Below are 13,206 nucleotides of genomic sequence, written 5' to 3' on the forward strand. Positions count from 1 at the left end.
TCAGTTCTTTTCGGCCAGTTCCGCGATCACCTTGGCCCAGATATCAGGCGGTTGTGCGCCCGAAACCACATATTGCTGCGCAATCAGAAAGGTGGGCACGGCGGTCACGCCCTTGTGCCGGGCATCCTGATCGCGGGCGCGCAGGTCATCGGCGTCGGCATCACTTTGCAAAAGGCGCAAGGTGGCGGCGCGGTCCATACCTGCGGCCGCGGCAATGTCGGCCAGAACCGAAGAGTTGCCGATGTCGCGTCCTTCTTTCCAATAGGCGCGGAACAGGGCGGCGACCACCGGGGTCTGCTTGCCCTCGATCCCGGCCCAGTGAATCAGGCGATGGGCGTTCAGCGTGTTGGGGATGCGCTTGGGCACATCTGGGTCAAGGTCCACGCCGTTCTGCTTGGCAATCTGGCGCAGGCGGTCGTGAATCTCATCCACCTTCGCCTCACCGCCAAAACGGGCGGCCAGATAGTCGCGCTTGTCCACGCCTTCGGGTGGCATGTCGGGATTTAGCTGGAACGGGTGCCATTCAATCCTGAACGGATGGTCGGCCGCAGCCTCCAACGCGCGGTCAAGGTTGGCCTTGCCCAGATAGCACCAGGGGCAAACCGGATCGGAAAAGATATCAAGCCGGATCATGATCGGCCTCCAACAAGGCGCGCAGGGCGCGGCGGTTCAGTTTTGCATTCGGCCCGCGCGGCAGGGCAGGCAGGCGGCGGTAAAGGCGGGGCTGTTTCCAGCGGGCCAGGGTTTCGGCGGCCAGCGTGGTCAGTTCGGCCTCAAGGGTCTGGTCCGCTACATAGGCGCAGGCGATGACATGCACACCCTCTTTCACCTGAATATCTGTGACAGCCAGTTCGGCCAGATCAGGTAGGCCCGCCAGTGCCGCCTCTACCTCGGCAGGGGAAACCCGAAAGCCGCCTGCGTTCATCATGTCATCGGCGCGGCCAAGGTAGGTCAACGCGCCATCCGGGCCACGGCGGGCGTGATCGCCGGTCAGAAACCAGTCGCCCCGGTAGCGCGCGGCGGTTTCCTGTGGCTGATCGAGGTAGCCGATCATCAGGCCGGGGTCGCTGCGGTGAATGGCAAGGATGCCGTCATCCGTGGCGGCACCGGTCTCATCCAGCAAGGCGATGCGGCGGCCGGGCTGGGGAAAGCCGGTGGTGCCGGGGGGCGCGGGGCGAGCCGGGCTGCCCGACAGATAGGTGGAACATTCCGACATGCCCAGCGCCTCGTGCAGGTCGGTGCCGGTGGCGGCCTGCCACTGGTTGCGCAAGGCGGGCGCCAGACTTTCGCCCGCGACAAGGCCATGGCGCAGGCGGGGCAGGGCGGGAAGCGGTGATTTCAACATCTGCCGCACCACGCCCGGCGCTGCGGCAAGAATGGTGGCATCGAACCGCTTCATCAACAGCGGCAGATCGGCGGGCGTCACGCCTGCGCCGGGGATCAGCGCGGTTGCGCCATTGACCCAAGGGTCCAAAAGGCCGGTGCCCAGGGTGAACGTCCAGTTGAAGGCCCCGGCGTGCAGCAGGCGGTCGGTGGGCAGCAGCCCCTCCCACCCCTGATACATCATCCCGCGCGCCCAGATCGCACGATGGGCATGGGCCACCGGCAAGGGGGTGCCCGACGTGCCAGAGGTGAAGACCACATAGGCCAGCCGGTCAGAGGTGCCCATCGCATAGGCACAAGGGGCCAGCCGCTCCATCGCCAGCACATCTGCCGCAGCGATCACCGGGGCAGGGTGGTCGGGCAAGGGCACACCGTCCTCGGCCACGATCAGGGCGGGGGCAATGCGGGCGGCCAGCTTGGTGGTTTCTGCCGCTGTCAGCGCGGCAGAGGTCGGCACCGGCACCAACCCCGCCGCAATCGCCCCCAGAAACAGCACCGGAAAGGCGGGCGAATTGCCCAGCCGCATCAACACCCGGTCGCCGGGCTGCAAGCCCCGCGCCAAAAGGCCGGTGCCACAGCCGCGCACCGCGGCCTCCAGCCGACCGTAACTCCACCGTTCGGCCCCTTGGGGGCGGATGATCTGCAAGGCGGATTTGTCGGCCAGCTCTGCCGCGCGTGACAGCGCATGAGCGGCCAGATTGAACGGCGCAGGGCAGGGGGACAGGGCGGTCATGCCGCCGTGCGTAACGGTGCTTGTCCGGGCTTGCAAGCCATCACCCTGCTGCACGGCGAGAGACGGCCACCGCCGTTGACGCACAGGTCGGCAGGGCGTTTGGCGATTGCGCGCTCGATCTGTGTCATGCCAATCAGGCAGGCTTCTTGCGCGGCTCTGCCGATCTGCTAAGGCTGGGCCATGTCTGCCGATCCCAAGCGCCTGATCAGAATTGCCCGTGAAACCGGGCTTGCCCCCTCGGTCGAACCGATGGATCTGGGTCAGCGTGTGCGCGATCTGCGCAAAGCCAAGGGCTGGACGCTGGAACAAGCGGCGGCACAGGCCGGGCTGGCGCGCTCTACCCTGTCCAAGATCGAAAACGGCCAGATGTCGCCCACCTATGACGCGCTGAAAAAGCTGGCGCAGGGCATGGAAATGTCGGTGCCGCAACTGTTCACCCAGCCGTCGCGGGCGCAGGTATCGGGGCGGATTTCGGTGACCAAATCGGGCGAGGGGCAGGGCCATGCCACCTCGACCTATGAGCATGAGCTGTTGGCGGGCGCGCTGACCAAAAAGCAGATGCTGCCCTACCGCGCGATGATCCGCGCCCGCAGCATGGACGAGTTTGACGGCTGGGTCCGCCATGATGGCGAAGAGTTTCTGTATGTGCTGACCGGCGTCGTGCGGCTTTACACCGAGTTCTACGAGCCGGTGGACCTGCGCCGCGGCGACAGCGCCTATTATGACGCCTCGATGGGGCATAATGTCATCTCGGTTTCCGATGATGACGCGACCATTCTATGGGTCACCTCGCTGGCCTGACCGGCGGGATGTGCCGGTTGGGGGACCGGTTCAGGGAGAGGGAATGCGGCTAGCCATCCTGACGGATATCCACGCCAACCGCGAGGCCTTCTCGGCGGTGCTGGCGGATATGGCAGACCGGCAGATCGACCGGATCGTCTTTCTGGGCGATTTCGTCGGCTATGGCCCCGATCCGGGCTGGTGCCTGGACAAGGCGATGGATCTTGTGGCGGCGGGCGCCATGGCGGTGCGGGGCAACCATGACCGCGCGGTGGGGCTGGCCGACGGCACGCTGAACGCCAATGCCCGCAAGGTGATTGACTGGACGGTAGACCGGCTAACCGTGCCGCAAAAGATGTTCCTGTCCGGTCTGCCGCTTGTGATCGAAGATGGCGATCTGCTGTTCACCCACGCATCGGCCAACAGCCCCGACGACTGGATTTACGTCACGAATGAACAAAAGGCGCGGCCGTCGTTTCTGGTGTCAAAGGCCCGGCTGATCGTTGTCGGCCATGTGCATCGTCCGCAGCTATACAGTTGCGACCGCTCGGGCCGGGTCGCCGGGCATCAGGTGCCGATCGGCCATCCGCTGCCGCTGCTGGGGTCGCGGCGGTGGCTGGCGGTGGTGGGGTCGGTCGGCCAGCCGCGCGACGGCAGTTCGCTGGCCGGTTATGCAATTTTGGACAAAAGTACGAATGAACTGACCTTTCGCCGCGTCGGCTATGACAGCGCCACCACCGCGCGCAAGGTGCGTGCGGCGGGCCTGCCAGAGGCGCTTGCGATGCGGTTGATCAGGGGGGAATAGATGCAGCAGGTCAAACCCCATCCCGGTCTGGAGATTGATGGTTTCACGCTGGGCCAGCAATTGCACAAGGGCGGCTTTGCCACGATCTGGGAGGTGACGCATCCCCTGTATCGCACCGCCATGGTGATGAAGGTTCCGACCATTCTGGATGGCGACGACGGCCCCACCATCGTGGGCTTCGAGGTCGAGCAAATGATCCTGCCGCGCCTGACGGGCCCCCATGTGCCGCGCGTGATGGGCGTGGGTGATTTTGATGTCATGCCCTATGTGGTGACAGAACGCATCCCGGGGCGGTCTCTGCTGCACGATTTTGCATCGGCACCGTTGCCGGTTTCGGATGTGATCGAGATGGCAGCGCGGATGGCCGCGGCGGTGCATGACATTCACCGCCAGCATGTCATTCACTTGGATCTGAAGCCCGACAATTTCCTGCAACGCGAAAGCGGCGAGATGGTTCTGGTTGACTATGGTCTGTCGCGCCACGACCAACTGCCCGACCTGCTGGCAGAGGAATTCACCATTCCGATGGGCACCTTTCCCTATATCGCGCCCGAACAATACTTGCGCCAGCGCGGCGACCTGCGGTCAGACCTTTATGCTCTGGGGGCTATGATTTACGAGTTGGCGACGGGGCGCAAACCCTTTGGCGACCCCGAAAAGCTGTCGCAGGTGCGCAAGCGGCTGTGGCAAGACCCGATGCCCCCGCGCGGCTTGCGGCCTGATGTTCCCGAATGGTTGCAAGAGATTATCCTGCGCGCGTTGGAGGTTGACCCCGCCCGCCGTTACCAGTCGGCGGCGCAGATGATCTTTGACTTGACCCATCCGCAACAGGTGCGGTTGACCGAACGGTCGCATCGGCTGAAGCCAGACGGTTTTTGGGTGGTCTGGCGGCGCAAACGGGTGATGCGCCGGGTGAAAAGCTTGGGCACGCCCATCGCCACCTCCTCACAAATCGACCGCGCGCCGATCTTGTTGGTGGCTGTTGATCTTGCACCAGAGATGGAGGCACTGTCCTCGCGGCTGTTTCAGTCGGTCAAGCGGATGCTGACCATCCAGCCGGATGCACGGGTGGCTTGTGTCAATGTGATCAAGACGGCGCGGATCGGAATTGATCAAACGATTGATGAATACGGCAACAACCTGCATGTAGTGCGCTTGGTCGCGCTGAAAGGCTGGGCCGAGGGGATAGATCTGACCGATGATCGGCTGACCTATACCATTCTGGAAAACCCGGACCCAGCCAGCGCGGTTCTGGACCATGCTTTGGCAGTGCAGGCCGATCACATCATGATGGGCGCGCGCGGCCATTCGACCACGCGGCGGTTTCTGGGCTCGGTCTCGGCAAGGGTGGTGGCCGAAGCGCATTGCTCGGTCACCGTGATCCGCCTGCCTGAACGGCCCGAAGATCAACCCTCGGCCGGTTGAGGCGAAAACAGCCAGCAGCCCACGGCCAACGCCAGAGCGGCCCCGATACTTTCGACCAACAGGAAGGCCGGAACCGAGGCCGGGACAATACTTGCAAAACTGCCCGTCAGGGCGCGGGCAAGGGCGGCGGCGGGGTTGGCGAAGCTGGTCAAGGCGGTGCACCAGTCAGCCGCCGCTATATTAGCTGGCCACCAGCGCCGTCTTTTTACCGCGGAGCGCATCATGCCGCGCGACCGATCTGAGCCCCAGCAAGGCTTGCAGCGCCTTGGGTTCCTGTGTCGCAAACGGCAAGGCAAACAGGGCGGCCGCCTTGGACGGCAACAGGTGATAGGTCAGATCAAAGGCCGCAGGCTGTTCTGCGACGGAGGCTGCGGCAGTATCCTCCACGCCCCATGGGGCGGATCTGCGTGCCCGGCCACATCGGGCAGACTTCTGCCGCCGCAGATCCGCAAACGGTGATCACCACCTCCATCCCCGGCGCGGCTGGCCCGGCAAACTCATCCCAGCTTTTCGAGCGCGGGCCTGCGGGGACATAGCCTTTGTCGGCCAAAAGCCACAGCGACTGTGGATGCACCATGCCCTTGGTTGCGATCCGGCGGAGAACGCCGTCACCTGGCCAGCGCTCTGCTGGTTCAGAATGGCTTCCAGCAGGATCTACCGGGCCGAATTGCCGGTGCAAAGAGCAAGGATATTCATGGGGCGCTGCGATTGGCGCCCCCGATTATCTATAGGGTGCAACGGTTTTGCGACGGCCGGGGCCGATACGTCAGCCGCCCAGCCAGCCTTGAACCTTGCGGGCGCCGCCCGAAACATCCTCACCCGCGCCCGCAACCGTGTTGCAGGCCGACAGCGCCAACAGCGCAAGAAGTGCCAGTTTCTTCATTCCTGATACCACCAGACATCGGGCAGAAAGCCCGGATAATCGCCGTAGATCGGCAATTTCGCCGGATAATGCAACCTGCGGTCATATGCCAGACGGGAAACCGGCGAAAAACCGAAGGGAATGACATAGCGCCCCGAGGTCAGCACCCGGTCCAGCGCCTGCACGGTCTGGGCAAAGGCCTGCGGCGTCTGCGCGGTCAGCATCGTCTGCATCAACCCGTCCACGGCGGGCGAGGCGATGCCCATCCAGTTGCGCGACCCCGCCTGATCAACCCCGGCAGAGGACCAGTAAAGCAACTGTTCGGTTCCCGGCGACAGCGACAGCGAGCGAACGTAATGCGTCATGTCAAAGTCGAAATTCGTCGTGCGTTCCTTGTATTGCACGGAATCGACGGTGGTGATCTTGGCCGCAACCCCCAGCCGCTTCAGCGCCTCGACATAGATCGAGGCGGCGGTGATCACATCGTCCTGCCCGGTTTGCAGCAGGATTTCAAAGGCAAAGGGTGTGCCCTTGGCATCAACCAGCATGCCGTCGCTGCCCACCGTCCAGCCCGCCTGTTCCATCAGCGCCATCGCTTTGCGCAGGTTCTTGCGGTTGCCCTCGCTGCCATCCGAAGGGGGCAGGGCATAGCCATCAACCGCGCCAGGCAGCAGGCTGGCCTGATAAGGTGTCAGCAGGTCCAGCACCGCGCCCTGTGCCGGGTTCGCCACATCGCCCGCCAACGCCGAATTGCCGAAGTACGAGGAAATCCGGGGCAGGGCGCCCGCGTTCAGCGTGTTGTTCACCAGCTCATAGTTAAAGGCCAGCGTCAGCGCCTCGCGCACCCGCCAATCGGCAAACAGGGGTTTGCGCAGGTTGAAGGCCAGCCCCTCGATGCCCGAGGGGCGTTGGTGCGGAATTTCAACCTTGATCACCGCGCCGCTGGCAACGGCCGGAAAATCATAGCTGTCGGCCCATTTCGCCGCGTTGGTCTCTCGATAGACCGAAATCTGCCCGGCCTTGAAGGTTTCAAACGACACCAGCCCATCGCCGAAATACTCATAGCGGATGGTGTCGAAATTCCACAGGCCGCGGTTGAACGGCAGATCCTTGCCCCACCAATCGGGATTGCGGCGGTAGGTGATGGATTTGCCTGCCTCGACCTGATCAACCACATAGGGGCCAGAGCCTGCGGGCGGAACCAGCGTTGTGGCGGTGAAATCCTTGCCCTGCCAATCGGCCTTTTGCAGAATGGGGCGCAGACCAAGGATCATCGGCAATTCGCGGTTGGTGCCGGTAAAGGTGAACCGCACGCTGCGCGGGCCGGTCTGTTCGGCCTTGGCAATCGCCTTCCAGGCGGTCTGATAGCGGGGCTGGCCAAGGGTGCCCAGGGTTTCGACCGACCAGATCACATCTTCGACAGTGACGGGCATCCCGTTCGAGAATCGGGCGTTTTCGCGCAAGGTGAATTGCACCCAGCTGCGATCTGGGTCGGTTTCCACCGATTCGGCCAGCAGACCGTAGAGCGTGAAGGGTTCGTCATAGCTGCGGCCCATCAGCGTCTCGACCGTCAGGGCACCCAGCCCTTCGGGTGCAGAACCCTTGACAATGTAGGGATTGAGCGAGTCGAAGCTGCCGTTCACCCCCAGCACGATCTGCCCGCCTTTGGGGGCATCGGGGTTGGCATAGGGCAGGGACACAAAATCGGGTGGCAGGGCCGGATCGCCATACATAGCTATGCCGTGGCGCGGTTCGGCCATGGCCGCCCCCGCCAGCCCCAGCGACAGAATCGACACGGCGATGGCGCGGCCCAACCTGCCCAAGAAAAACTGCGTTTCCATCCCTGCCGAAATCCTTCTGACGTGACTTTGTTGGCCGGCAGGTTACGGCGGCTTTCGTGGCAATTCAAACTTTTAGCTTGGATTGCCCGGAAAGGCGGCGTATATAGAACCCACTGCTCGATAGGTTTCTTGCCTGTATGAAACCTGCCTCAACGACTTAACGCCGGCCTTGTGCCGGCGTTTTTTTTGGCTGATCGCAGGGTCGTGCATTCCCTTTGCAGATGCAGCATGTAGTCTCTGCCCGACAGCAATAGGAGGCTTCCATGGCCATTCTGAAGGGCAAGATCGCCATCATCACCGGGTCCAATTCCGGCATCGGTCTGGGCGTTGCAATCGAGCTGGCGCGCGCCGGCGCCGATGTGGTGCTGAACAGTTTCACCGACCGGCCCGAGGATCATGCGCTGGCCGAAAAGATCGGCGCGGAACATGCGGTTTCCGCCCGCTATATCGCCGCCGATATGTCCAAGGGCGATGACTGCCGGGCGCTGATCGAAAAGGCGGGCGGTTGCGACATTCTGGTGAACAATGCGGGCATTCAGTTCGTGTCGCCGATTGACGAATTTCCGGTGGAAAAGTGGAATGCCATCATCGCCATCAACCTGTCATCGGCCTTTCACACCACGGCCGCCGCGCTGCCGGGCATGAAGGCCAAGGGCTGGGGGCGGGTGGTCAACATCGCCTCGGCCCACGGTCTGACCGCCAGCCCGTTCAAGGGCGCCTATGTGGCGGCCAAGCATGGTGTGGTGGGCCTGTCGAAAACCGTGGCGCTGGAGGTTGCGGGCAAGGGCATCACCTGCAACGCGGTCTGCCCCGGCTATGTGTTGACCCCGCTGGTCGAGGCGCAGATCCCCGACCAGATGAAGGTCCATAACATGGACCGCGAAACCGTGATCCGAGAGGTCATGCTGGACCGCCAGCCCAGCCGCCAGTTTGCCACGGTGGAACAGATCGGCGGCACGGTGGTGTATCTGTGTTCGCCCGCCGCCGATCAGGTGACCGGCACGACCATCAGCGTGGATGGCGGCTGGACGGCGATGTGATGCGCCGCATCTCGTTGGCGCTGCAGGGTGGGGGCGCCCATGGTGCCTTTACCTGGGGTGTGCTGGACCGGCTGCTGGAAGAGCCGGACATTGAGGTGGCGGCGATTTCCGGCACCTCTGCCGGGGCCTTGAACGCGGCGGCGCTGAAGGCCGGGCTGATCGAGGGCGGCAATGCGGGCGCGCGCGCCAGCCTTGCGCGGCTGTGGTCGGATGTGGCCGAGGTCGGAGATATGCGGCTTGTGCCGTGGATGAAGGCCTTCCTGCCCTATGCAACCGCAATGGCCGATTTCACCGCCAGCGCCTTGCCGATCTCGATTGCCGGAATCGCGGCGCAATTCGTCACCCCCTATGCCTGGGGCGCGGCCTATGAGAACCCGCTGCGTCCGGTGGTGGAGCGACTGGATTTCTCGAAGGTCTGCAACACCGACGGTCCGCAAATCGCCATAGGGGCCACCAATGTCCGCACCGGGCGCATCCGCATCTTTGCCGGGCAAGAGGTGACGCCCGAAGCCCTGCTGGCCAGCGCCTGCCTGCCCACCGTGTTTCAGGCGGTGCAGATTGGCGGAGAGCATTATTGGGACGGCGGCTTTACCGGCAACCCGGCGCTGTTTCCGCTATATGAACCCGGCCTTCCGGATGACGTGGTTCTGGTCTCGATCAACCCGTTTGACCGCAGCGGCTTGCCGATGACACCCTTGGAGATAGAGGATCGCGTCAGCGAAATCAGTTTCAACGCCGCCCTTTTGGGAGAGTTGCGCGCCATCGCCTTTGTCCGCCGCCTGATCGGGCGCGGTCAGGTCGAACCGGGGCAGATGAAGGATGTGCGGCTGCATCTGATTTCTGACGAGACGTTGATGCAGGAATTGTCGGCAGGCAGCAAGCTGATCGCCGGGCCACGGCTGATCGAAAGGCTGCATCAGGCGGGGCGGCAGGCGGCGGGGCGGTTTGTGTCGGGCCATGGCGACAAGATCGGTGTGGAAGCGTCGTTCGATGTGGAAAAACTTTTCCGGTAAAAGGGTTTACCGCGCCGCCAGCGCCGCAACCATCTGATCTTTCTGCACAGGATAGACAAGACCGGCCGAGACGACCAGCTTGACCGCATCATCGGTTTTCATGTCCAGATAGATCACCTCACGCTCTGGCACGAACACCAAGAGGCCAGAGGTCAGCGGCGTCAGTCCGATGAACACCGCCACCATGGTTTCACCCTTTGGCAGGTTTGCGGCAATCTCGCCCTTGGGCTGCGATGACACCATGCCCACCGCCCAACTGCCGGGCTTGGGGAATTCGACCAGACAGGTCCGCTCGAAACTTTTTTCCTTCTTGGCAAAGAAGGTTTCGGTGATCTGCTTCAACCCCGAATAGACAGAGCGGACCAGGGGCACCCGGTCCACGATGTTTTCGGCCTGTCGCACGAATGTACGACCCAGCAATCCGCGTGCCAGCCAGCCAATGATGGCGGTGAAGACCAGAAACACCAGCACGCCCACACCGCGCACCGGAAAATTCGCTTCGGGGCCAAAGATGCGGTGCATGACCGCCTCTGGCTGCCAGGGCGCGGGGATCAAGGGCAGAATCCAGCCATCGATATAGCCGATCACGCCCCAGACCACATAGATCGTCAGCCCCACGGGCAGAACGACCACCAGCCCCGTCAGGAACGAGGATCGCAGCGCCCCAAGCAGGGAACGACGCTGGGGTTCGGGTTCACTCATCGGCAAGCCTCCGCGCACGGGGTCAATCTAGGCATGCTGCATTGCCGCGACAATGGGTCAAGCGGCAAGTTCCCGCGCAATTGCCGCCGCAAGCCGCGCGTTGTTCAGAACAAGGGCGATGTTGGCGGTAAGAGAGCGCCCTTGGGTCATTTGGAACATCCGGTCCAGCAAAAAGGGCGTCACGGCCTTGGCGGCGATGCCTTGGGCCGCAGCCTCGGCCAGTGCCTGTTCGATGACGGGGGTGATTTCCTGTCGGGAGATCTCTGCCTCGACCGGGATCGGGTTGGCGACCAGTTGTCCCCCGGGCAAACCAAGCGCACCGCGCATCTGATGGGCGGCAGCAATCTGTGCCGCCGTGTCCATCCGCAGGGGCGCTTTCAGGCCCGAAGACCGCGACCAGAAGGCCGGAAAATCATCTTGCCCAAAGGCGATGACCGGCACACCAGAGGTTTCCAGATATTCCAGTGTCTTAGGCAGGTCGAGAATGGCCTTGGCCCCCGCAGCCACCACCGTAACCGCCGTGGCGGCCAGTTCTGGCAGATCGGCCGAAATGTCGAAACTGGTCTCCGCGCCGCGATGCACGCCGCCGATACCGCCGGTGGCGAACACCTTGATGCCGGCAAGGGCCGCGCAGATCATCGTCGCGGCCACGGTCGTCGCGCCGATGCCGCCCGTGGCAAGGCAGGCAGCAAGATCGGCGCGACTTAGCTTTGCCACCCCCTGCGCCTGACCCAGAGAGTTGAGCTCCTCGCTGGTCAGGCCAATATGAATGCGGCCCGCCATGATGGCGATGGTCGCGGGCACGCCCCCATGGGCGCGCACCTCCGCCTCGACAAGCCGGGCGGTTTCGACGTTTTGAGGAAACGGCATCCCGTGGGTGATGATGGTGGATTCCAGCGCCACGACGGGGGCACCATCGGCAAGGGCCTTGGCCACTTCGGGCGAGAAGGTCAGGGGCAGGGTCATGTTGATCTTTCACTCATGCAGGGCGCGCGGAATGGACGGGCCGCAAAGATAATCGGAAAACTGGGCCGTAAAGCCCCCGCGCTCGGGTGAGCAGGCCATCGGCCCCACCTGTGCCGGATCGCGCAGCGGCATATAGGCCAGCCGCGCCATGATCCAGCCACCGGCAGGGTCGGCCACCTGAACGCGGATCGCGCTATCGTGCCGGGTCAACCGAAGGCGGACCGGGCTGGGGGCAAAGGGCAGGGGCATAGTGGCCCAGTCTGATCGGCCATTGGTGACAACGGTGGAAAACACCGCACGCCCATCTGTCACCTCGATCCCGGCCTTGATCCAGTGCTGATCATCCAAGAGGAACATCAGGCCCGCCTGATCATAAAGCGCCTCATACTTGCCGCGCACCGTAACTTCGGCAGAGAAATCACCCGTGACATGCTGCAACAAGGCATGGCCCGAATGGCGGGTAAAACCGTAATGGGTTTCGCGCCAGAAATCGGTGTTGGCAGCGGTGGTGACCGCCAGGCCCTGTGCCGTTTCGGTGGCTGTGGCGGGCGGGTTCAGCCATGTCATGCCGGAAAATTGGCTCATGATCCGATCTCGCCGGAAACATAGATCGCTGCGGCGGTGACGGCGGCGTGCAAGGCCGCTGCGCGGCCTGCACCGTTACGTTCAGCCACCAGATGGGCCGCCATGAACGTGTCGCCCGCCCCGGTGACGCGTGCCACCATGACCGGGGGCGGGGCGTCGGTCAGGACACCTGCGCCTTGGGTGCCCTCGGCACAGGCTTTGCCACCGTTGGTCACCAGCACCCGCGCGGCACCGCGCGCCAGCATGGCCTCTGCCGCCGCTGCGGCGGTGTCGGCATGGCCCCGGGTCAGCAGGTTCGCTTCTTCAAGGTTTACATAAAGTGTCGCGCGTGGGTGGCGCATCAGCGGCAGCAGGCGCTCCGCCTTGCCAGGGCTGGCGGGAGCCACGCGCAGGTCGGCAGCGGCGAACAGGGGAGAGATAGCGATTTCCGACAGCAGGGCCTCGGTCAGATTGCCGTCCAGCGCTATGGGGCCGGGCCAAGGGGCCTCTGCCGTGCCAAGGCGACCATCGGCCAAGGGGCGCAAGATCTTGTCGCCCGCAGCTTCCAGCGAATGGGCGTCGGCCACGGCAGCGATCAGGCCGTTCGCGCCTTCGACCGCCATGTAACGGTCGGTCGGCAGGTCATCCGACCGATAGGCGTGATCGGTGATCAGGCCCATTCGGGCGCAGGCGGCGATCAGCTCATCCCCTTCGGCATCGCGACCGACGGCGGTCAGGATGGCGGGGCAGAGGCCGAACCGTGCCAGTGTCATGGCAATGTTCATCGCCACGCCGCCGGGCAGGCGGGTGATGCGGCCCGGCACATCCGCCCCCTGCCGCATGGACGAGGGCGAGCGGCCGATGATGTCCCACAGGACCGAACCTATGCACAGGATGTCTGGCGTCATCCCCCTTCATCGCCCGACGGGCACAGCGGGCGCAAGGGGCAAGCCCCAGCCAAACCCGTCGATTGTTGGCGGTTTTCGTGATAACCTTTCAAATGAACTGTCCTGTGCCAGACCCGTAGCCGAATGTGTCAGACCGGAATGCCGGGCGTGGCCCACCCGGCCCATTCCCGCGCAACCGGGCCGT

At 63.8% G+C, this 13,206-nt stretch carries 14 protein-coding genes; 5 read left to right on the top strand and 9 right to left on the bottom strand.

Features of this window, described 5'->3' with window-relative positions; genetic code table 11:
- A complete protein-coding gene (locus JI744_RS05150; RefSeq protein WP_202658617.1) occupies positions 1–633 on the bottom strand; it encodes a DsbA family oxidoreductase in 633 nt (210 codons plus the stop codon).
- Entirely contained in the window at positions 620–2,116 is a 1,497-nt protein-coding gene (locus tag JI744_RS05155; RefSeq protein WP_202658618.1) for a class I adenylate-forming enzyme family protein, read from the bottom strand. The genes JI744_RS05150 and JI744_RS05155 overlap by 14 nt, the downstream gene beginning before the upstream one ends.
- A gap of 180 nt (positions 2,117–2,296) precedes the next feature.
- Here JI744_RS05155 and JI744_RS05160 point away from each other — a divergent pair, with 180 nt between their 5' ends.
- The 3 genes from JI744_RS05160 to JI744_RS05170 are packed head-to-tail and all read left to right on the top strand — an operon-like array spanning position 2,297 to position 5,126.
- A complete protein-coding gene (locus JI744_RS05160) occupies positions 2,297–2,917 on the top strand; it encodes a helix-turn-helix domain-containing protein (RefSeq protein ID WP_202658619.1) in 621 nt (206 codons plus the stop codon).
- Positions 2,918–2,960: 43 nt separating this feature from the next.
- Positions 2,961–3,701 carry a metallophosphoesterase family protein gene (locus JI744_RS05165; protein ID WP_202658620.1) on the top strand — a complete coding sequence of 247 codons (741 nt, stop codon included), beginning with the start codon at positions 2,961–2,963 and terminating at the stop codon, positions 3,699–3,701.
- On the top strand, positions 3,702–5,126 hold the full coding sequence (locus JI744_RS05170) for a serine/threonine protein kinase (protein ID WP_202658621.1): 1,425 nt from the start codon (positions 3,702–3,704) through the stop codon (positions 5,124–5,126). It abuts the gene before it with no gap.
- Here the strand turns inward: JI744_RS05170 and JI744_RS05175 are convergent.
- From JI744_RS05175 to JI744_RS05185, 3 genes are all read right to left on the bottom strand, one after another.
- Complete coding sequence (locus JI744_RS05175; protein ID WP_202658622.1) at positions 5,108–5,278, bottom strand: hypothetical protein; 171 nt, start codon at positions 5,276–5,278, stop codon at positions 5,108–5,110. The genes JI744_RS05170 and JI744_RS05175 overlap by 19 nt on opposite strands.
- Positions 5,279–5,463: 185 nt before the next feature.
- Positions 5,464–5,703 (bottom strand): low molecular weight phosphatase family protein, encoded by a 240-nt coding sequence (locus JI744_RS19395; protein WP_407927502.1) that lies wholly within the window; start codon positions 5,701–5,703, stop codon positions 5,464–5,466.
- A 302-nt stretch (positions 5,704–6,005) separates the two neighbouring features.
- Positions 6,006–7,829, bottom strand: a complete 1,824-nt coding sequence (locus tag JI744_RS05185) for an extracellular solute-binding protein (RefSeq protein ID WP_202658623.1) — start codon at positions 7,827–7,829, stop codon at positions 6,006–6,008.
- A gap of 263 nt (positions 7,830–8,092) precedes the next feature.
- Here JI744_RS05185 and JI744_RS05190 point away from each other — a divergent pair, with 263 nt between their 5' ends.
- Positions 8,093–8,869, top strand: coding sequence for a 3-hydroxybutyrate dehydrogenase (locus tag JI744_RS05190; RefSeq protein ID WP_202658624.1), 777 nt, complete (start codon positions 8,093–8,095; stop codon positions 8,867–8,869).
- Entirely contained in the window at positions 8,800–9,882 is a 1,083-nt protein-coding gene (locus tag JI744_RS05195) for a patatin-like phospholipase family protein (protein ID WP_328756878.1), read from the top strand. The genes JI744_RS05190 and JI744_RS05195 overlap by 70 nt, the downstream gene beginning before the upstream one ends.
- A gap of 6 nt (positions 9,883–9,888) precedes the next feature.
- On the opposite strand, the gene JI744_RS05200 is transcribed toward JI744_RS05195, so the two are convergent.
- The 4 genes from JI744_RS05200 to JI744_RS05215 are packed head-to-tail and all read right to left on the bottom strand — an operon-like array spanning position 9,889 to position 13,022.
- A complete protein-coding gene (locus JI744_RS05200) occupies positions 9,889–10,584 on the bottom strand; it encodes a DUF502 domain-containing protein (protein WP_202658625.1) in 696 nt (231 codons plus the stop codon).
- A gap of 57 nt (positions 10,585–10,641) precedes the next feature.
- A complete protein-coding gene (locus JI744_RS05205) occupies positions 10,642–11,550 on the bottom strand; it encodes a pseudouridine-5'-phosphate glycosidase (RefSeq protein WP_202658626.1) in 909 nt (302 codons plus the stop codon).
- A gap of 9 nt (positions 11,551–11,559) precedes the next feature.
- Positions 11,560–12,135 (bottom strand): DUF1349 domain-containing protein, encoded by a 576-nt coding sequence (locus tag JI744_RS05210; RefSeq protein ID WP_202658627.1) that lies wholly within the window; start codon positions 12,133–12,135, stop codon positions 11,560–11,562.
- Complete coding sequence (locus JI744_RS05215) at positions 12,132–13,022, bottom strand: PfkB family carbohydrate kinase (RefSeq protein ID WP_202658628.1); 891 nt, start codon at positions 13,020–13,022, stop codon at positions 12,132–12,134. The genes JI744_RS05210 and JI744_RS05215 overlap by 4 nt, the downstream gene beginning before the upstream one ends.
- Positions 13,023–13,206 lie beyond the last annotated feature (184 nt).

The organism is Fuscibacter oryzae, from assembly GCF_016765795.1.
Classification (GTDB): domain Bacteria; phylum Pseudomonadota; class Alphaproteobacteria; order Rhodobacterales; family Rhodobacteraceae; genus Fuscibacter; species Fuscibacter oryzae.

Coding starts and splice junctions, on each gene's coding strand:
- JI744_RS05215 (WP_202658628.1), bottom strand. CDS start 13,022: ATGACGCCAGACATCCTGTGCATAGGTTCGGTCCTGTGGGACATCATC.
- JI744_RS05150 (WP_202658617.1), bottom strand. CDS start 633: ATGATCCGGCTTGATATCTTTTCCGATCCGGTTTGCCCCTGGTGCTAT.
- JI744_RS05200 (WP_202658625.1), bottom strand. CDS start 10,584: ATGAGTGAACCCGAACCCCAGCGTCGTTCCCTGCTTGGGGCGCTGCGA.
- JI744_RS05205 (WP_202658626.1), bottom strand. CDS start 11,550: ATGACCCTGCCCCTGACCTTCTCGCCCGAAGTGGCCAAGGCCCTTGCC.
- JI744_RS05155 (WP_202658618.1), bottom strand. CDS start 2,116: ATGACCGCCCTGTCCCCCTGCCCTGCGCCGTTCAATCTGGCCGCTCAT.
- JI744_RS05185 (WP_202658623.1), bottom strand. CDS start 7,829: ATGGAAACGCAGTTTTTCTTGGGCAGGTTGGGCCGCGCCATCGCCGTG.
- JI744_RS05160 (WP_202658619.1), top strand. CDS start 2,297: ATGTCTGCCGATCCCAAGCGCCTGATCAGAATTGCCCGTGAAACCGGG.
- JI744_RS05190 (WP_202658624.1), top strand. CDS start 8,093: ATGGCCATTCTGAAGGGCAAGATCGCCATCATCACCGGGTCCAATTCC.
- JI744_RS05170 (WP_202658621.1), top strand. CDS start 3,702: ATGCAGCAGGTCAAACCCCATCCCGGTCTGGAGATTGATGGTTTCACG.
- JI744_RS05165 (WP_202658620.1), top strand. CDS start 2,961: ATGCGGCTAGCCATCCTGACGGATATCCACGCCAACCGCGAGGCCTTC.
- JI744_RS05210 (WP_202658627.1), bottom strand. CDS start 12,135: ATGAGCCAATTTTCCGGCATGACATGGCTGAACCCGCCCGCCACAGCC.
- JI744_RS19395 (WP_407927502.1), bottom strand. CDS start 5,703: ATGGTGCATCCACAGTCGCTGTGGCTTTTGGCCGACAAAGGCTATGTC.